We start from the raw sequence: 18801 nt of genomic DNA, 5'->3' as shown, positions 1-18801 counted from the left end.
CATGACCGGGCTCTTCAGCGAAGTCTTTCTCAGCGCGCTGCTGTTCGGCGCCGTCACCGCGGCCATCCCGCTGCTGCTGGCCGGCCTCGGCGAGCAAATGTCGGAAAAAGCCGGCGTGCTCAACATTGGCATCGAAGGCATGATGCTGGCTGGCGCTTATCTCGGCTTCGTCAGCGCCTTCTATTCCGGGTCGCTGTGGCTGGGCTTCCTCACTGGCGCGGCCGGCGGCGTCGCGGTGGCGCTGATCATGGCGCTGCTCTGCGTGCGCATCGGGTTGAACCAGATCGTCATCGGCATCGCGCTGACGCTCGGTCTCGAAGGCCTGACGGCGCTGCTCCACCATTTCCAGTTCTCGCGCAGCTATCCCCGCCTGCCGGCGGCGGACGCCACCGTCATTCCGCTGCTGTCGGATATTCCTGTCATCGGGCCGGCCTTCTTCAAGCATCACCTGATCGTCTATCTGGCGGTCGCGCTGGTGTTCGGCATGGGCTACCTCTACCGGCGCACGCAGCTCGGCCTCAACCTGCAGGCAGCGGGCGACAAGCCGGCCGCGCTCGACGTCGCCGGTATCGACGTCATCAGGACCCGGACCATCGCTGTGCTGACGACCGGCGCGCTGGCCGGGCTCGGCGGCGCCTACCTCGCCAATGTCGGGGCCGGGCTGTTCATACCGTTCATCACTAATGGTGCGGGCTTTCTCGGCATCGTGCTGGCCATGCTGGCGCGCGGCCGCCCGATCTGGGTGCTGTTCGGCGCTCTGCTGTTCGGCGTCTGCCTGTCGCTGACAACGGCCATGCAGGTGGCGGGCATCAACATACCGACCGACATCATCCAGATGCTGCCATTCCTGGCGGTGATGATCATGCTGGTGCTGTTCGGTCGGCGGGCCAGCCTGCCGGCGGCACTTGGCATTCCATACGAGCGCGGCGCGCGCTGACCACAATTCATGCGCGGAAGGGACCCGCGCCAAAACAGGAGGCAAGAATGTCGGATACCAAGGTCTACCTGCTCGACGGCGGCTCGCTCGTTCTCGATGGCTACCACGTGTTCTGGAATCGCGGTCCTGGCGGCGAAGTGCGCTTTCCCGTCTATTCGATCCTGGTCGAGCATGCCGAGGGCCGTTTCCTGATCGACACCGGCTACGACTACGACCACGTCATGAAGGTGCTGCCCTTCGAGAAGCCGATCCAGGAAAAGCACCAGACCATCCCCGGCGCCCTGGCGCTGCTCGGCCTCGAGCCGAAGGACATCGACGTCGTCGTCAACTCGCATTTCCATTTCGACCATTGCGGCGGCAACAAGTATTTTCCACACGCCAAGAAGATCTGTCACCGGACCGAAGTGCCGCAGGCCTGCAATCCGCAACCTTTCGAGCATCTCGGCTATTCCGATCTGAGCTTCTCGGCGGAGGCGGCCGAGGCGCGTGGCGCGACCGCGCAACTGCTGGAAGGCACGACGCGCGCCAACTCGACCTTCGAAGGCGTCGACGGCGACATCGAGCTCGCCAAGGGGGTCAAGCTGATCTCGACACCCGGCCATTCGATCGGCCATTACAGCCTGCTGGTCGAGTTCCCCAAGCGCAAGCCGATCATGTTCACCATCGACGCCGCCTATACCCAGAAGAGCCTTGAAACGCTGTGCCAGGCGGCTTTCCACATCGACCCGGTGGCGGGCGTCAATTCGATGCGCAAAGTGAAGAAGCTGGCCGAGGACCACGGCGCCGATCTGATGTACTCGCACGACATGGACAACTTCAAGACCTACAGGACCGGCACGCAATTCTACGGCTGACCGCCCGCCAATCCGGAGACAAGATGATGCGCTATCCCGAACACGCCGATCCGGTCATCACCCTGACCGCGGGGCCGGTGAACGCCTATCCAGAAGTGCTGCGCGGCCTCGGCCGCACGGTGCTCTATGATTACGACCCAGCATTCCAGCTCTTCTACGAGAAGGTGATCGACAAAGCGCAGAAGGCGATGCGGCTGTCGAACAAGCCGGTCATCCTGCATGGTGAGCCGGTGCTCGGCCTCGAGGCGGCGGCGGCGTCGCTGATTACATCAGACGACGTCGTGCTCAACCTTGCCTCGGGTGTCTACGGCAAGGGTTTTGGCTACTGGGCAAAACGGTATTCGCCGCATCTGCTCGAGATCGAAGTGCCCTACAACGAGGCGATCGATCCGCATGCGGTCGCCGACATGCTCAAGGCGCATCCGGAAATCACCGTCGTGTCCGTCTGTCACCACGACACGCCGTCCGGCACCATCAATCCGATCGACGCCATCGGCGCGCTGGTTTCGGCGCATGGCGGCTACCTGATCGTCGACGCAGTCTCGTCGTTTGGCGGCATGAAGACGCATCCCGAGGATTGCAAGGCCGATATCTATGTCACCGGCCCCAACAAATGCCTGGGCGCCCCTCCCGGCCTCACCATGATGGGCGTCAGCGAGCGGGCCTGGGCCAAGATGAAGGCCAATCCCCTGGCGCCGCGCGCATCGATGCTGAGCATTGTCGACTGGGAAAATGCCTGGTCGAAGGACAAGCCGTTTCCGTTCACGCCGTCGGTCTCGGAAATCAACGGGCTCGACGTCGCGCTCGATCTCTACCTCAATGAGGGGCCGGAGGCGGTGTGGGCGCGCCATGCGCTCACCGCCAAGGCCATGCGCGCGGGCGTCACCGCGATGGGCCTGTCGATCTGGGCCGCCAGCGACAGCATCGCGTCGCCAACCACGACCGCCGTTCGCACCCCCGAAGGTGTCGACGAGAAGGCGCTTCGCCAAGCCGCGCGCACCCGCTACGGCGTGGTGTTTTCGTCGGGCCGCGGCGAAACATTGGGGAAGCTGACGCGCATTGGCCATATGGGGCCAACCGCCCAGCCGATCTATGCGGTCGCGGCGCTGACGGCACTTGGCGGCGCCATGAACGCGGCCGGCCAGAAACTGGCGATCGGCAGAGGCATAGAGGCGGCGCTGGCCGTTATCGACGCCGACGCCTGAACAGACATCATCGGATCACGGATTGAGGAGCATTTTCATGACTGAACGACTTGCGGGAAAGACGGCCCTGGTTACCGGCGCCGCGCAGGGTATCGGCAAGGCGATCGCCGCGCGGCTTGCCGCCGACGGGGCGACCGTCATCGTCAGCGACATCAATGCCGCAGGCGCCAAGGCGGCGGCCGCGGCGATCGGCGGAAAGGCGAGGGCGATCGCCGCCGACATTTCCGATCCGGCATCGGTCAAGGCACTCTTCGCCGAAATCCAGGCGCTGACCGGGGGCATCGATGTTCTGCTCAACAATGCCAGCATCGTGCCGTTCATCGCCTGGGACGATGTCGACCTCGACCATTGGCGCAAGATCATCGACGTCAACCTGACAGGGACCTTCATTGTCACCCGCGCCGGCACGGACCAGATGCGTGCGGCGGGCAAGACCGGGCGGGTGATCAGCATCGCCTCCAACACCTTCTTTGCCGGCACGCCGAACATGGCTGCCTATGTCGCGGCCAAGGGTGGCGTCATCGGCTTCACAAGGGCGCTGGCCACCGAGCTCGGCAAATACAACATCACGGCGAATGCGGTGACGCCCGGCCTGATCGAGAGCGACGGCGTCAAGGCAAGCCCGCACAACGAGGCGTTCGGCTTCGTCGAAATGCTGCAGGCGATGAAGGGCAAGGGCCAGCCGGAACATATCGCCGATGTGGTTTCGTTCCTGGCCTCCGACGATGCGCGCTGGATCACGGGCCAGACGCTGAATGTCGACGCCGGGATGGTCAGGCACTAGATAGCCGCTGCTCAGCCCGCAATGCGACCAGCGGCCGTACCATGGCCGCCTTGTCGCACTTGCCGGGTCAGGCTGCGTATCTGGCAATCACGCCGGGTTGCCTCGACCACTGGGCATACCAGCTGTCGAACAATTTGAGCTGCGCCTCGGCATAACCGCGCTGGCTGTCGCTCAGGACGTCCGTCTCGTTGAAGTGCAGCTCGTATTCGGGAGCTCCCTTCAGCACCATCATATGCTTGAAATAGAGCACCAGGTCGGGGCCCTCGTCGAAGGAGGACAGCACGCCAAGCGCGGCGTCCAGTTCCAGCGCGCGCTGGCGGGCCTCGACGTCGCCCCTGGCTGCCGCCTGGCTTAAGCCCACAAGGTGTAGCACTTCCTTCGGCAGGACGTTGCCAATGCCGGTGATGGCGCCGGACGCGCCGCAATTGACGAAGCCGTGGAAGACGGCGGTGTCGACACCGATCATCAGCGCGACCTCATCGTCGCGGCTGGTGATGTTTTCCGCCGCGTAGCGCAGATCCGACGGGCCGCCGAACTCCTTGAAACCGACCAGGTTCGGATGTTCGGCGCGCAGGGCAAAGAACAGCTCGGCGCGCGTTGCAAAGCCGTAATAGGGGCTGTTGTAGATGACCGCGGGCAGGTCGGGCGCGGCCGCCAGGATCGCCTTGAAATGGTTGCGCTGCGCCGTCACCGAGGGCCCGCGCGACAGAACGCGTGGGATCACCATCAGGCCCCGGGCGCCGACCTTCTGGGCGTGCGCCGCATGGGCCACGGCCTTGGCGGTGTTGACCGCGCCGGTGCCGACGATCACCGGTACGCCGGCCTTCACCAGGCGCTCGACACCTTCCATGCGTTGCTCATCGGTCAACAGCGGCCAGTCGCCCATCGAGCCGCAATAGACGACGGCCGACATGCCGGCCGCGATCAACTCCCGTCCCTTGCGTACCAGCGCGTCGAAGTCGGGCTGGCGGTCCTGCGTGCACGGGGTCATCAACGCCGGCATGCAGCCGGAAAAAACATTAGAGGTCATTTCGGATTCTCCTTGAGGCTGGCACGCAGATTGATCAGTTTGTCCCGAGCGGCATGGCTTGCCAAGCAAAATAGTCGTGGTCGCCAGAGACCAACGCAGGAACAACAATGCGCACCAAAACCAGCATCCATGTCGTCGGCTGCCACGCCGAAGGTGAAGTCGGCGACGTCATCGTCGGCGGTGTCCTGCCGCCGGCGGGTCGCACGATGATGGAGAAGATGATCACGATGGAACGTGATCATGACCATATCAGGCGCATGCTGATCTGCGAGCCGCGCGGCAGCGTCGCGCGCCACGTCAACCTGCTCGTTCCCTCGACGCGCGAGGATTGCGCCGCCGGCGCCATCATCATGGAGCCGACGGAATACCCGCCGATGTCCGGTTCCAACACCATATGCATAGCCACGGTGCTGCTCGAGACCGGCATGGTGCCGATGCAGGAGCCCGAGACGCGCTTCAAGCTCGACATGCCGGGCGGCGTCATCGAGGTGCGCGCCGAATGTCGCGACGGCAGATGCGTCTCGATCACCTTCCGCAACGCGCCCGCCTTTGCCGAACGTCTCGACGCGGCCATCGAAGTCGAGGGGCTGGGCACGCTCACCGTCGACATCGCCTATGGCGGCATGTTCTACGCCATCGTCGATGCCAAGGCGCTCGGCTTCTCGGTCGCCCCCGACGAGGCTCGCGAGCTGGCGGTGGCCGGCGAGAAGATCAGGCGCGCCGCGCGCGAACAGCTCGATGTCGTCCATCCGGACTTCGACCATGTGCGCGGCGTGTCGATCGTGCAGTTCGCCATGCCGTTCCAGGGGCCGGGCAATGTCACGCGCACCACCTGCATCGTCTCGCCGGGGCGCTCGGACCGCAGCCCGACGGGAACCGGCACATCGGCCCGCATGGCCGTGCTGCAGGCCCGGGGCTTGATGGGCGTTGGCGACGTGTTGATCCATGAATCAATTATCGGCTCGCGCTTCACGGGCAGGATCGTGGAGCTGACGGAAATCGCTGGACGCAAGGCGATCGTCCCGGAGATCACCGGCCGGGCCTGGATCACGGGCGAGCACAGCTACTATCTCGATCCGACGGACCCGTACCCCCAGGGCTACGTGCTGTCGGATACCTGGGGTACCTCCACTTCGGTGAAGCAGTAGTCAGAGCTGGCCTTCTCGAGAGTCTGCAATTCGCTGGACTGGCGAGTTCCCGCCAGGCGAGAATGGTCTCAACGGCGGCATCCGTCACTTTCGCACTTGGTGAGAATTCGCGCATGAACATAGAGGGTATCTGCGATCCGCGCTTTGGCGCTGTGCGCGAGGCATTCGCCGCGTGTTTCGACCAAAGGCTCGAGCATGGTGGTGGTGTATCCGTCGTCGTCCACGGCAAGACCGTCGTTGACCTGTGGGGCGGTCATGCGGATGCCGCGCGCACCCGTCCGTGGCGGCAGGACACGCTGATCAATGTCTGGTCCTCCACCAAGGGCGTGGTGGCGCTGGCGATCGCTATGTTGGTGGAGCGCGGCAAGCTGGATTATGCCGCGCCCATTGCCCGCTACTGGCCGGAATTCGCGGCCGGCGGCAAGGAGCACATCACGCTAGATCAGGTGATGTCGCACCAGGCCGGGCTGAATGGCCTTGCTGTGCCGATGGAAGAAGCGGATCTGCTCGCGTGGACGCCTTTTGTCGACGCGCTTGCGGCCATGTCGCCACTATGGGAGCCCGGCAGCCGCTGTATCTATCACGCGCTTATCTACGGCCATCTTGCGGGCGAAGTGCTGCGACGCGTCGATGGGCGAAGCATCGGCCGCTTCATCGCGGAAGAGATCGCAGGCCCGCTTGCAGCCGACTTTCATGTCGGTCTGCCGGACCGCGAGGATTCCAGGGTGGCCGAGATGATCGAGGGCCCCAAGGCTTCAGACTGGGTCGAGTTTGTCCGTGCCTCGCCATTTCCCCACGCAAGTGACAATCCAGCGCCGCGTGCATTGGCCCCCAACGACCGCGTCTGGCGTGCCGCCGAAGTGCCGGGCGGCAATGGCCAGTCGACGGCGCACGCACTGGCGCGTATCTACGGCATGATGGCAGCAGGCAGGATCTGGGAGGGCAAAGCCCTGATCGGCCGCGCGGCGATCCAGGAAGCAACGCACCTCCGCTTTCGCGGCATGGATGACAGCTTCGCGGTTCTAACGGCCTTCGCCGCCGGCTACCAGATGGAGGATCCGGTCTATGCAGGCCGGGCGTCATCGCAAACGTTCGGCCACACCGGCTGGGGTGGCGCCATCGGTTTCGCCGATCCGGATGCCGGCGTCGGGTTCGGCTACGTCACCAACCGCATGCTGGGTTTTGACGACATGGACCCACGCCGCAAGCTGTTGATCGACGCCGTTTACGACTCGCTCTGACCGGATTGTTCAGGACCGGCGGCCGAATGCCAGTTGGGCTGTCGCGCGGAATGCACCGCATGGCCTTGCATTTCCCCCACAGTCCCGGGCGGTTCATACCATTCCTATCGCCACGTTATGTTTAAAAATAAACAAAATTACCGCCAAATTAAGATGAAGATAGACATATTAGCCGATAAGGCGTATTAAAGCGGTTGAGGCTGCGGGTTGGGAGGCGGCCTCGAAACCCAGGGAGGACAAAATGAAATTGAAGCTGTTATTGCGTGCTTCCGCAGCTGCCTTGCTTGCGGCAAGCTGCGTGGCCTCTAACGCGTTCGCAGGCGACAAGCCCAAGGGGCTGATGCTGTTTTCCTATCTCGGCGACCAGGCCTATGTGCGCCAGTACAATGTCGCCAAAGGCCGTGCCAGCAAGATCGAAGACGTCCAGATCGACGTCAAATCGGGGGCCTCGCGCGGCGACGTCAATTTCTTCATTCAGGAAATCGTCAATGCTCCGGCCGAAGGCTACAAGGTCATCGCCGTCAACACCGGCGCCACCTCCAAGGAACTGGTCAGCGCGCTCAACGATGCGACCAAGCAAGGCATCAAGGTGCTGTCCTTCGACGGCGCGCCACCGCCGATCGATGACCTCACCGCTCAGGTGAATTATGATCCGGTCGGGGCCGAGAAGGCGGTCGTGCAGGAATTCACCAAACAGCTCCCCGCCGGAGGCGAGATCGGCGTCATCCGCTGTATCGCCGGCCTGGCTGACACCGACGCGTTCATCAACGCCTTCAAGGACGCTGTGAAAGGTACGAAATTCAACATCGTTGCCGAGGGCGACGCCCGTTGCGATCCGGAGAAATCGCGCACGATCGCGGAGGGCATGCTGAACGCGCATCCGAATCTGGTCGGCATTTACGACATCTTCGACGTCTCGGCGCAGGGAACCCTGCAGGCGCTGGAGGCAGCCGGGTCCAATGTCATCGTTGGCTCGGTGGGTGGCCAGGAGTATGCGCTGAAGTCGATCGCCGCCGGCAACAAGAACTGGAAGTTCACGGTGCCTTACCCGTTCGAGGTGATCGCCAGGACAGCCACGGACACCACCGCCGAACTGGTGCGCGGCAAGAGCGTCGAAAAGCTCGTGGTCGTGCCGGCGCAGCCTGTTCAGACCTCGGAAAATGCCGCCGGCATGCTGAAGACGGTTTCCGATGTGGTGGCCGGCAACGTTGATGACGTCGTGAAATAGCGCCAGCGATGGAACCGCATGCCGACACTGCGGCGCCCGGCACGGCGACGGGTCGCCGCGACTCCCTGTCCGTCCTGCTGTGGCTTCTGCAGGCCGGGCCGGTCATAATTCTCGTGACCCTGGTCGTGGCATTCGGCCTGCTTGCCCCGCATTTCATATCGGTGCGCAATCTTCAGAACCTCCTGGCCCAGAGCGCGATTGTCTGCGCCCTGGGCCTGGGGCAATTCCTCGTCATTCTGGTTCGCGGCGTCGATGTCTCCGTCGGCAGCGTCATCGCGCTCAGTGTCGTAACGGTGGCCACGCTGACCGGTGTCGATCAGCCCAGCTCGATGGCCCTGGTCATCTATCCACTTGTCGGCCTCGTTGTCGGACTGATCAACGGCCTGCTGATCGTCAAGGGCGGCATTCCGCAGCCCCTCGTGGTCACCGTGGCCATGCTCGGCATTGTTGCCGGCGTTGCCTTGCTCGTCAGCGGCGGCAACACGCTCGTGGGCGTTTCGCCGGCCGTGCACTGGCTGGCAAACGGCAAGGTGCTCGGCATACCTGCCGGCGCGTTGATGGTGCTCATTCTTGCCGGGCTGTTCTGGCTCCTGTTGCGGCGTACGCAATGGGGCCGCTGGCTCTATGCCGTGGGCGGCAATCCGGATGTCGCGCAATGGGTCGGCCTGCCGCGCGACAGGCTGATCATGAGCGCCTATGCCATCTGTGGAACGACGGCCGGCATCGCCGGCATGCTCTATCACGGCCGGACGGGGTCGGCTTCGCCGCTCTCCGGCGTCGGCTATGAGCTTGACGCCATCACGGCGGTGGTTGTCGGCGGGGCAAGCCTTTTCGGCGGTCGCGGCAGCATCACCAACGTGCTGTTCGGCGCGCTCATCATTGCCACCATCCGCAGCGGCCTGCAGCAGCTCGACGTCTCGCCATTCTGGTCATCGGTGGCGATCGGTATCGGCATCCTGGTGGCACTGGAACTCGATGTCCTGCGCAAACACATCGAGAACCGCATTCGCACGCTGCGGGCGAGGCAGGTCAACCAATGAGTGCCGCCTCGCCTGACAGCCCTTCGAACACGGCCTCCGATCCACGTCTGGTTCTCTCGGTCCGGGACGCGCGCAAGGCGTACGGCTTCGTAACCGCGCTGGCCGGTGCGTCGCTTGATCTTCACGAGGGCGAGATTGTCGCCTTGCTCGGCGACAATGGCGCGGGCAAGTCGACCCTCATCAAGGCGATCACCGGCATCGTAGCGCTGGATTCGGGGGACATCGAGCTTGACGGACGCCCGCTGCGGCTGCGTTCGCCGGCCGATGCGCGTGCATCGGGCATCGAGACCGTGTTTCAGGATCTTGCCGTTTTCGACAATCTGACCGTCTCCGACAATTTCCTGATCGGACGCGAGCAGACGTGGCCACGCTGGCTGGGTCCGCTGGGCTTTCTTTCAGCGGGGCAAGAGCAGAGACAATGGCGGGAGCATGCGAGTGCGCTAAGCGTCAGCCACGTCTCGCCATCCCACGAGATCGGCTTGATGTCGGGCGGTCAACGTCAGGCCGTGGCGGTGGCACGGGCAGTGGCGTTTGCCCGCCGTGTGGTCATTCTGGATGAACCCACGGCGGCACTTGGCGTGCGCGAATCCGACGAGATCTTGACGATGGTAAGACGCCTGCCGGAGCGCGGCCTGTCGGTCATCATCGTCAGCCACAATATGGACCACGTCGTGCGGGTGGCGGATCGGGCCGTCGTCATGCGGCAAGGCAGAAGCGTTGGCGAGATGGCAGTGCGCCAGGGCGTCCAGAAGGACCTTGTCGCCATGATCATGGGCGTCACGTAGACCTGAGCCTGTCCCATCCCGATAGAACAGGGTTTGACTCTATCGATCGGTGGTCCGCCGGTCGATCAGTTCCTCCACCTTTTCGAGGCTGAAGATGTCCTCGAGCGCCAGATAGGCGGCGCCGAAAAGGGCGCTGTCCTTCTGCGGATTGGTGAGGACGATCTGCAGCTCGCGCGTGGCAAGCGGAAGGCATCGCTGGTAGACGAGTTCGCGGATTCCCGACAACAGAAACTCTCCGCCCCTGGCCAGCGTGCCGCCGACCACGATCAGGCTCGGGTTGAGTATGCTGACGACATCGGAAGCGACTTCGCCGATCACCCGCCCGGCGCTGCGCAGCAACATCAGGGCTTCCGGCTTCTGCATTTCAACCAACGAAATGACATCGCGCGCGTTCTCCGCCTTGAAGCCCCTGCTCGAGAGATCGCGGGCAATCGCCCAGCCGCCGGCGCGCGCTTCGACACAGCCGAGCTTGCCGCAGCGGCACAGAGGCGCGTTCTCGGAGCTGAACTGGATATGGCCGATGTCGCCGGCAGCGCCTTGAGCGCCACGAAAGATCTTGCCGCCGGCGACAATGCCGCTGCCGATGCCCGTTCCCGCCTTGATGAAGAACATGTCATCCACATGCGGAAAATTCTGACGGTGCTCGTGGATCGCCATCAGGTTCACGTCGTTTTCGACATAGATCGGCGCATCGAAACGACCGCGCAGCCAACCGATGATGTCGAACTCGTCCCATCCGTGAAGGACCGAAGGACCGGCAACGCGGCCGCGCTTGAAATCGACCGGCGTGGGCATGCTGAGGCTGACGCCAAAAAGCGAGCCGTGGCTGGTTCGGGCCTTCGCGGCGAGGATGTCGAACCCGTCGGCGATCTGCGCGAGCGAAACCGCCGGTCCGTCCGAAGCGTTGAACGGTATCGTGCTTTGCGAGACGATAGCGGGCTCAAGGTCCATGGCGGCAAGGTGGATGTAGGTTTCGCCGATGTTGGCAACGAGAAAGAAGCCCGCCCGCTCGTTGATCCCAAGCACGCGCGTCGGTCTGCCGCCGCTCGGCATTGTGCGGGCCGTCTCGCGGACCAGGCCGGACTCGATCAGTGCATTCAGGCGCTGGGTAACAGTCACGCGTGACAATCCCGACGCATCGAGCAGCGCTGACCGGGACGTGGCGGCGCCAGTGGCAATCAGCGAGAGAATCTCGCCACTGTTCACAAGCGCGGGATGCTCCGCCGTACCGTTTGTCCTGACCATTCCGCAGTCCCCGTTCGCCCTGAGATTTAGCCATAAACGCCAGGGAGATAAAGGCGCGTCCACAAGAAAGCGGCGCATCTTTTGTACAAAAATATGCAATAATGCGTTGACTTATAGATATATCGATGAATAAGAGGAATACGTCGCCCGATTTGGAAAGGCAGCAGGCGAGAATGACTGCAACCTATATCATCGGACTGGACTACGGCACCGGCTCAGCCCGCGGCGTCCTGCTCGATGCCGCGACCGGTGAGCAGATCGCCAGTCACACGCATGCCTATCGCCATGATGTCATGACGCAAAGCCTGCCTGACGGCACGCTTTTGCCGCGCTCATGGGCGTTGCAGAACGCCGCCGACTATCTCGAGGCGGCGGAAGAAATCCTGGATGTGCTGGGGCGTGGTCGGGTCATCGAGTCGATCGGGCTGGGCTTCTCGGCCAGTTCCCCGATGCCGACCGCCGCCGACGGCACCGCCCTTTCCGAGCTTTATCCCGGCGAGCCGCATGCCTATGTCAAATTGTGGAAGCATCGCGCCGCGCAGCCCTATGCCGACGCGATCAACCGTCGGGGCGGGGCCTTCCTGCGCAATTTCGGCGGCAAGCTCTCCGGGGAATGGCTGCTGCCGAAGGCGGCTGAGATCGCGGATGAAGCACCGCACATCTGGAGTGTGGCCGGACGGTTCATCGAATCCGGTGATTGGCTTGTCTGGCAGTTGACCGGCCACGAAGTGCGCAGTCTGGGTTTCGCGGCCTACAAGGCCCAGTATTCCGAGGCTGAAGGCTATCCGCAGGGGATCGTGCCCGGCCTGTCCGAAAGGCTGTCGGTGCCGCACCGTATCGGCAGTTCGGGTGGAAGCCTGTCGGAGGCATGGCGCACGCGCACCGGCATCAGCGGCCGCGCGATCGTTGCGGTGGCGGTCATCGATTCCCACGTCGTGCTGCCCGCGGTTGGCGCCGTGTCGTCCGGCTGTCTCGTCGGCGCGCTCGGAACTTCGGCTGTCTATCTGTTTTTGAGCCAGCAGTTCCGCCCTTTGCCGCCCGGCATCGAAGGCGTGGCCAAGGATGGATCGGTTCGTGATCTCTGGTGCTACGAGGCCGGGCAGGCCGGGTTCGGCGACACGCTCGCCTGGTTCGTGAAGGCTTTTCCGCGTGGTGCCGACGAGGCGGAAAGTTTCCGCATCTACAACCGCGAGGCAGCCGAACTCGAACCCGGCGCCAACCATCTCGTGGCGCTCGACTGGTGGAACGGCAACCGCGTGCCGCTTGCGGATTCAAACCTCAGCGGCCTGCTTCTCGGCCTCACCACCGAAACCACCGGCGTCGGCATCTATCGCGCCCTGATCGAGTCGCTGTGTTTCGGCGCGCGCACGGTGGTCGACCTGTTCGAGGCCGGCGATTTTGCCATCGACCGCATCATCCTGACCAGCGGTCTGGCCCAGAACAATCCATTGCTGGTGCAGATCATGGCCGACGTGCTGGGCCGCGTCGTGGAGGTTCCAAGCATTACCCATGCAACGGCTGTCGGCGCGGCGGTTCATGGCGCGGTCGCGGCGGAACTGGTGAGCGGCTTCGCCGAAGGCACGGCCCGGTTCGGCGCACGCACCTTCACGCCCTACCAGCCTCGCCCGGAAAGCGCCGCCGCCTACCGCCTTCTCTACAGGAATTATCGGGAGCTCAGCGGCAATCGGACCGTGCGCAACGCCATGCACGATCTGAACACGGCAGCGTCGCCGCTGCTCGACCAGCCGGGGGAGGAAACGAAATCGGTCGCCTGAGCAAGGCGATTGCGGGCCTTGTGGGCGTCTGCCGCCTTGCCCAGGTAATTATGTATAAAAACATACATAATTACCTACATAATGTTTGACCGTATGCAAAACTTATGCGTTAATCGCTGAGCCTTTGAGGAGAAAGGTTCAACAACTCGGGAGGAGTTCATGTCCATTTTGCATATTTCAATCGGCGCCAGGTCCGGAGCCATCGTCAAATCAGCCGCCGCGGGCCTTGTGCTCTTCGGAACCGCCTTTGCGGTGACCGGCCATGCCTCGGCCGAGGAAGTCATCGTCGGCCTCGTCACCAAGACGGAGGTCAATCCGTTCTTCGTCAAAATGCGTCAGGCCGCCGAAGAGGAGGCCAAGGCCAAGGGCGTCAAGCTGATCGCCCGTGCCGGCAAGTTCGACGGTGACAATGAAGGCCAGGTCACTGCGATCGAGGATCTGATCAGCGCCGGCGCCAAAGGCATATTGGTGACGCCGAACAACTCGACCGGCATGCTGGGTATCATCAAGAAGGCGCGCGATGCAGGGGTCCTGGTGATCGCGCTCGATACGGCGACCGATCCCGCCGATGCCGTCGACGCCACCTTCGCCACGGATAATTTCGAGGCCGGCGTGCAGCAGGGCGCCTATGCGCGCAAGGCACTTGGCAACAAGAAGCCGGTGCTGGCGATGCTCGATGGAACGCCTGGCGGCACGGTCGATACGTTCCGGCACAATGGATATCTGAAGGGCTTCGGGCTTACCGAAGGCGATCCGGCCATTGCCGGCTCGGCCATCACCAATGGAGCGCAGGACAAGGGCCAGGTCGGCATGGAGAACCTGCTCTCCAAGAACGGCGACATCAACGCAGTCTACACCATCAACGAGCCGGCCGCCGCCGGCGCCTACGCGGCCTTGAAATCCTTCGGCAAGGAAGGCGATGTCATGCTGACCTCGATCGACGGTGGCTGCGCCGGCGTTCGCAACGTCAAGGCCGGCCAGATCGCCGCCACCGTCATGCAATTTCCCTACAAGATGGCGGCCAATGGCGTCGACGCTGTCGTGGAGTATGCGGCCAGCGGCAAGAAGCCGAGCGGGTTCGTCAATACCGGTTCGTTCCTGATCACCGACAAGCCGATCGCAGGGATAGATTCCAAGGATACCGAATGGGGCCTCAAGAACTGCTGGGGCGACTGATTTTAAGAACCCTCCCGGCGGGACCATGCCGGACAGGCCGTCGACAAGGCGGTATCTGTAGCGGCATGGTCCCGTTCGTTTCCGGCCCGACCCTTGAGGCCGGGAACGAGGCGACTGTTCCAGAGGGCACTTATGAATTCGTCATTGGCACTTTCTTTCGGCAGGACGTCCAGCATTGCCAAGAAGTTCATCGGCACGCCGTCGGTGGGTCCGCTGCTGGTGCTGCTGGCTTTCGGCGTGATCTTTTCGCTGACCAATCCGCGTTTTCTCGCCACCCAGAATCTGTCGATCATTCTGCAGCAGACGGTGATCATCGGCACCTTGGCCATTGGCCAGACCTTGATCATCCTGACCGCCGGCATTGACCTAGCGGTCGGCGCGATATGCGTACTGGGCACCATTCTTGCCGGGAAGCTGGCGAACAGCGGCTATGACCCCGTCTTGGCCATGGCCCTGGCCGTTCTTGCCTGCACGGCGGCCGGTGTCGCGGCGGGAAGCCTGATCAGCGGCCTGCGCCTGCCGCCCTTCATCGTCACCCTCGGCATATTGGGCATCATCACCGCCGCGCTCAGGCTGATTTCGGCAGGCGGCGCATTTCCCGTCACCGACGCATTTCTCGGTTGGACCGGAAGCACCATTCGCCTGAACGGTTTCATCCTGACCTACGGCGTCATCATCATGCTCCTCCTCTATGGACTGGTCTGGTTCCTGCTCAACCAGACCCAATGGGGACGGCATGTCTACGCGGTCGGCAACAATCCCGAAGCCGCCCGGCTTGTCGGCATTCCGGTCGGACGGCTCCTGCTCTCGGTCTACGTCCTTGCGGCGTTCATCTATGGGATCGCGGCCTGGCTGGCGCTGGGCCGAATCCCCAATGCCGACCCCAATGCCTTGCAGACCGCCAATCTCGATTCCATCACCGCCGTCGTCATCGGCGGCACCAGCCTCTTCGGCGGCCGGGGCGGACTGATCGGCACGCTGATCGGTGCGCTGATCGTCGGCGTGCTGCGCAACGGGCTGACGCTCGCGGGCATCGATCCGCTCTGGCAGGATCTGATCACTGGCATTCTGGTGATCGTGGCGGTCGCGCTCGACCAGTTGACCAGGGGGAGGCGGTGATGGTGGCTGCTGCATCCGGAGTGCCGGTGGTGACCGCCCCAGGTAGTGTCATCCTCGAAGCGCGCAACTTGGTCAAACGCTACGGCCACGTCACCGCCCTCGACGGTGTCGATTTCGAACTGCGCGCCGGCGAAATCCTGGCGGTGGTCGGCGATAACGGCGCTGGCAAGAGTTCGCTGATCAAGGCATTGACCGGCGCGCTCATCCCCGACAGCGGCGAAATCCTGCTGGACGGCCAACCCGTTCATTTCAAGGGGCCGCTGGAGGCACGCAAGCTGGGCATCGAGACGGTCTATCAGGATCTCGCCGTTGCGGCGGCGCTCGATATCGCCAGCAATCTGTTCCTGGGCCGGGAACGCCGCCGCCCCGGCTTTCTCGGCAATGTCCTGCGCATGCTCGACAAGAAGGGTATGCGCGCGGAGGCGGAGCGCAGCATGGCGGAACTGAAATTCCGCCTGCCGTCGATCGGCTCCGCGGTCGAATCCTTGTCAGGCGGCCAGCGTCAGGGCGTCGCGGTCGCCAGAGCCGCATTGTTCGCCAAGAAGCTCGCGATCATGGATGAGCCGACGGCAGCGCTCGGCGTGCGGGAAACGGGACAGGTCCTCGACCTGATCCGGGCAATCCGGCAGCGCGGACTGCCCGTGGTCCTGATCAGCCACAACATGCCGAACGTCTTCGAAATCGCCGACCGTATCCACATTATGCGCCTCGGCCGACGCGCGGCCGTGGTCAGTCCGAAAACCCACACCATGGCCGACGTCGTCGCCATCATGACCGGCGCGGCGAAAGTCGAAGAGGCGGCAGGACTTCAAGCCGGTTAGAAAGCAACACGTATCCCTGGCCTAAGCCTCATCGGCAGGTGTAGCCGCCGTCGATGGGAAGGTGGATGCCTGTGATCATCGAGGCCGCATCACTGAGCAGGAACACGATCGGCCCGGCGACTTCATCCTCCGTCGCCCAGCGGCCGAGCGGCATCTGTTTCAGGAACGGCTCGGCGACATGCGGCTGGCTCCAATGGCCGGACGAGATCGGCGTCATCACCACGGTCGGGTTCACGCTGTTGACGCGGATGTTGTATTTGCCGAGCTCCAGCGCCGAGCAGCGGGTGATGTTTTCCAACGCCGCCTTGGAGGATCCATAGGAGATGTGGCCGTCGAGCGCGACCAGCGCCGCCTGGCTGGAGACGTTGACGATCGCGCCGCCCTTGCCGATCGCCACCATCTGCCGCGTCGCATATTTGGTGACCAGCAGCGCGCCGCGTGCGTTGACGGTGATCACCTTGTCGAAGATGGCGGTGTCGGACAGGGTGACGGTGCTGCGGCACGGCAAAACCATAGCGACGCATCTGACGCGCGACGTCAGCGAGGCCGACATCGCCCGCGACATGGTCGGCCGCGATGTTTTTCTTGTCGGCCGCGCTGGTCAGTCGCGCAAACGCGCCTTCGGCGCCACCAAGCTCCGGCTTCGCCATGTCGCCGTGGCCAATGCCGCCGGCAGGCGGCTGCTGGACGACATTTCACTCGAGGTCCGCGCCGGCGAGATCGTCGGCATCGCCGGCGTTGACGGCAACGGGCAAACCGAGCTGTCCGAAGTCATCGCCGGGTTCACCGATATCCAGGCCGGATCGATCGAATTCGACGGCCGGGACGTCACCACGGTCGACGTGCCGGGCCGCCAGCAAGCCGGCCTCGGCTTCGTCCCGGAGGACCGCCTCGATCGCGGCCTCAGCGTCACCATGAGCGTCGGCGAGAATCTGGCCGCGACCAATTACAGCCTTGCCGGCCTGATCAGGCACGGACTGGTGCGCACCGACAGGGTCGACGCGTTCGCGGCAGGCAAGATCGCGGAATTCGACATTCGTGGCGCGCAGCCGTCGACGCCGGTCGGCAGCCTTTCGGGTGGCAACATGCAAAAGGTCGTCATCGCACGGGAGTTGAACCGCGATCCCACGCTTCTGGTGGTCAGCCAGCCGACGCGGGGCCTCGACATCGGCGCTGCCGAATTCATCTACGAGCGCATCATGGCGGCCGCCGATCGCGGCCGCGCCGTGCTGCTGATATCGTCCGAACTGTCCGAGATATTCGCGCTCTCCGACAGGATCGGCGTGATGTATTCAGGCAAGCTCTTGCGCGTCCTCGAGCGCGGCGATGCCGATGAAGTGACGGTCGGTGCGCTGATGAACGGTTCGCTCGGGGCGGTCAACTGATGCGCAGCACTGTCATCGACCTGCTGAAGGCCATCCGCGCGCCGGTCGCCGCGATTGCGCTGACGCTCGCCATTGGCTTCGTGCTGGTTGCCGCTATCACCGACGAACCGGTTCGCGCGTATCGAGACCTGCTTTTGGCCAATTTCGATTCACTCGGCAATTTCGCCCTGTTCCTCAATCGCGCAACGCCATTGACGCTGATCGCGCTCGGCGTGATCTTTTCGTTCCGAGCCGGCGTCTTCAATGTCGGCGGCGAGGGCCAGCTCTATGCCGGTGCCATCACGGCGACCGTAATCGGCGTCTCCCTTTCCGGCCTTCCGGCGGTGGTGCTCTTTCCGCTCGTGGTCGTGGGGGGCATCCTGGCCGGCGCGTTGCTCGGCTGGATACCCGCGGTCCTCAAGGTCAGGCTTGCCGTCGACGAGGTCGTCACGACGCTGATGTTGAACATCATTGTGCTGTTGTTCACGTCCTATCTCGCCAATCAGGTGATCCGCGATCCGACCAGCTACGGCGCCGTCAGCGCGTTGCTGCCGCAAAAGATATGGCTGCCGGCGTTTCCCGGCGTGCCGGGCGCCACCAGCGGCATCATCGTCGCGGCCTTGCTGTCGGTGGTGAGTTGGGTGGCGCTGTTCAGGACGGAATGGGGCGCGCAGCTGCGTGCATCCGGCACCAATCTGCGCTTTGCCAGGACCATCGGCGTTCCCGCAGACAGGCGCATTGTCATGGCCATGCTGCTGGCCGGCGGGTTCGGCGGTTTGGCGGGTACGCTCTACGTGCTGGGGATCGGCCATCGTTTCGAACAGAATTTCTCCCCCAACTACGGGCTGGTCGGCCTCACATGCGCCTTGCTGGCGCGCATCCACCCGATCGGCGCGCTGGCGACGGCCTTGTTCTATGCCATGATCATCAACGGCGCCGCCTACATGCAGATCTCCACCGACGTGCCGCGTTCGCTGGTCAATCTCCTCACGGGCCTTCTCGTGCTCTTGATGACGGCGCGGCTCAACGCCCGGGCGCGGGGCTAGGCC

At 63.7% G+C, this 18801-nt stretch carries 18 protein-coding genes; 15 read left to right on the top strand and 3 right to left on the bottom strand.

Annotated elements, in window-relative coordinates; translation table 11 throughout:
- The first annotated feature begins 1 nt into the window (after position 1).
- From DBIPINDM_RS10485 to pldH, 4 genes are read left to right on the top strand one after another with little or no spacing between them, the layout of a single operon-like run.
- Positions 2–937, top strand: coding sequence for a putative B6 ABC transporter permease subunit 1 (locus DBIPINDM_RS10485; RefSeq protein ID WP_258585654.1), 936 nt, complete (start codon positions 2–4; stop codon positions 935–937).
- A 47-nt stretch (positions 938–984) separates the two neighbouring features.
- Positions 985–1791, top strand: a complete 807-nt coding sequence (gene pldA, locus DBIPINDM_RS10480) for a 4-pyridoxolactonase (RefSeq protein ID WP_258585653.1) — start codon at positions 985–987, stop codon at positions 1789–1791.
- A gap of 26 nt (positions 1792–1817) precedes the next feature.
- Positions 1818–2996, top strand: a complete 1179-nt coding sequence (gene ppaT, locus DBIPINDM_RS10475; RefSeq protein WP_318036948.1) for a pyridoxamine--pyruvate transaminase — start codon at positions 1818–1820, stop codon at positions 2994–2996.
- Between the two features lie 37 nt (positions 2997–3033).
- Positions 3034–3780, top strand: a complete 747-nt coding sequence (pldH, locus tag DBIPINDM_RS10470) for a pyridoxal 4-dehydrogenase, SDR-type (protein ID WP_258585651.1) — start codon at positions 3034–3036, stop codon at positions 3778–3780.
- Between the two features lie 67 nt (positions 3781–3847).
- Here pldH and DBIPINDM_RS10465 read toward each other — a convergent pair whose 3' ends face one another.
- The gene (locus DBIPINDM_RS10465) at positions 3848–4810 is read right to left on the bottom strand and encodes a dihydrodipicolinate synthase family protein (protein WP_258585650.1); all 963 of its coding nucleotides are present in this window, start codon (positions 4808–4810) and stop codon (positions 3848–3850) included.
- 107 nt (positions 4811–4917) lie between these two features.
- Here DBIPINDM_RS10465 and DBIPINDM_RS10460 point away from each other — a divergent pair, with 107 nt between their 5' ends.
- From DBIPINDM_RS10460 to DBIPINDM_RS10440, 5 genes are all read left to right on the top strand, one after another.
- The gene (locus DBIPINDM_RS10460; RefSeq protein ID WP_258585649.1) at positions 4918–5958 is read left to right on the top strand and encodes a proline racemase family protein; all 1041 of its coding nucleotides are present in this window, start codon (positions 4918–4920) and stop codon (positions 5956–5958) included.
- 113 nt (positions 5959–6071) lie between these two features.
- Complete coding sequence (locus tag DBIPINDM_RS10455; protein WP_258585648.1) at positions 6072–7199, top strand: serine hydrolase domain-containing protein; 1128 nt, start codon at positions 6072–6074, stop codon at positions 7197–7199.
- 241 nt (positions 7200–7440) lie between these two features.
- Complete coding sequence (locus DBIPINDM_RS10450; protein WP_258585647.1) at positions 7441–8427, top strand: sugar ABC transporter substrate-binding protein; 987 nt, start codon at positions 7441–7443, stop codon at positions 8425–8427.
- A gap of 8 nt (positions 8428–8435) precedes the next feature.
- A complete protein-coding gene (locus DBIPINDM_RS10445; protein ID WP_258585646.1) occupies positions 8436–9467 on the top strand; it encodes an ABC transporter permease in 1032 nt (343 codons plus the stop codon).
- On the top strand, positions 9464–10252 hold the full coding sequence (locus DBIPINDM_RS10440) for an ATP-binding cassette domain-containing protein (RefSeq protein WP_258585645.1): 789 nt from the start codon (positions 9464–9466) through the stop codon (positions 10250–10252). The genes DBIPINDM_RS10445 and DBIPINDM_RS10440 overlap by 4 nt, the downstream gene beginning before the upstream one ends.
- A gap of 39 nt (positions 10253–10291) precedes the next feature.
- On the opposite strand, the gene DBIPINDM_RS10435 is transcribed toward DBIPINDM_RS10440, so the two are convergent.
- On the bottom strand, positions 10292–11497 hold the full coding sequence (locus tag DBIPINDM_RS10435; protein ID WP_258585644.1) for an ROK family transcriptional regulator: 1206 nt from the start codon (positions 11495–11497) through the stop codon (positions 10292–10294).
- A gap of 173 nt (positions 11498–11670) precedes the next feature.
- On the opposite strand from DBIPINDM_RS10435, the gene DBIPINDM_RS10430 reads away from it, so the two are divergent.
- The 4 genes from DBIPINDM_RS10430 (at position 11671) to DBIPINDM_RS10415 (ending at position 16388) form a co-directional block, all read left to right on the top strand.
- On the top strand, positions 11671–13272 hold the full coding sequence (locus tag DBIPINDM_RS10430; RefSeq protein WP_258585643.1) for an FGGY-family carbohydrate kinase: 1602 nt from the start codon (positions 11671–11673) through the stop codon (positions 13270–13272).
- Positions 13273–13431: 159 nt separating this feature from the next.
- Entirely contained in the window at positions 13432–14448 is a 1017-nt protein-coding gene (locus DBIPINDM_RS10425) for a substrate-binding domain-containing protein (protein ID WP_258585642.1), read from the top strand.
- A 132-nt stretch (positions 14449–14580) separates the two neighbouring features.
- The gene (locus tag DBIPINDM_RS10420; RefSeq protein WP_258585641.1) at positions 14581–15567 is read left to right on the top strand and encodes an ABC transporter permease; all 987 of its coding nucleotides are present in this window, start codon (positions 14581–14583) and stop codon (positions 15565–15567) included.
- On the top strand, positions 15567–16388 hold the full coding sequence (locus tag DBIPINDM_RS10415) for an ATP-binding cassette domain-containing protein (RefSeq protein ID WP_258585640.1): 822 nt from the start codon (positions 15567–15569) through the stop codon (positions 16386–16388). Before DBIPINDM_RS10420 ends, DBIPINDM_RS10415 begins: the two co-directional genes overlap by 1 nt.
- Before the next feature lie 28 nt (positions 16389–16416).
- Here the strand turns inward: DBIPINDM_RS10415 and DBIPINDM_RS10410 are convergent, their stop codons facing one another.
- Positions 16417–16902 carry an SDR family oxidoreductase gene (locus DBIPINDM_RS10410; protein ID WP_258585639.1) on the bottom strand — a complete coding sequence of 162 codons (486 nt, stop codon included), beginning with the start codon at positions 16900–16902 and terminating at the stop codon, positions 16417–16419.
- On the opposite strand from DBIPINDM_RS10410, the gene DBIPINDM_RS10405 reads away from it, so the two are divergent.
- On the top strand, positions 16862–17773 hold the full coding sequence (locus DBIPINDM_RS10405; protein WP_258585638.1) for an ATP-binding cassette domain-containing protein: 912 nt from the start codon (positions 16862–16864) through the stop codon (positions 17771–17773). The genes DBIPINDM_RS10410 and DBIPINDM_RS10405 overlap by 41 nt on opposite strands.
- Positions 17773–18798: an ABC transporter permease gene (locus tag DBIPINDM_RS10400; RefSeq protein ID WP_258585637.1), complete on the top strand. Its 1026-nt coding sequence runs from the start codon at positions 17773–17775 to the stop codon at positions 18796–18798. The genes DBIPINDM_RS10405 and DBIPINDM_RS10400 overlap by 1 nt, the downstream gene beginning before the upstream one ends.
- Positions 18799–18801 lie beyond the last annotated feature (3 nt).

Source organism: Mesorhizobium sp. AR02 (assembly GCF_024746835.1).
Classification (GTDB): Bacteria; Pseudomonadota; Alphaproteobacteria; order Rhizobiales; family Rhizobiaceae; genus Mesorhizobium.
The sequence above is the reverse complement of the archived record's forward strand: the minus strand, read 5'-3'. Positions and strand labels throughout refer to the sequence as shown.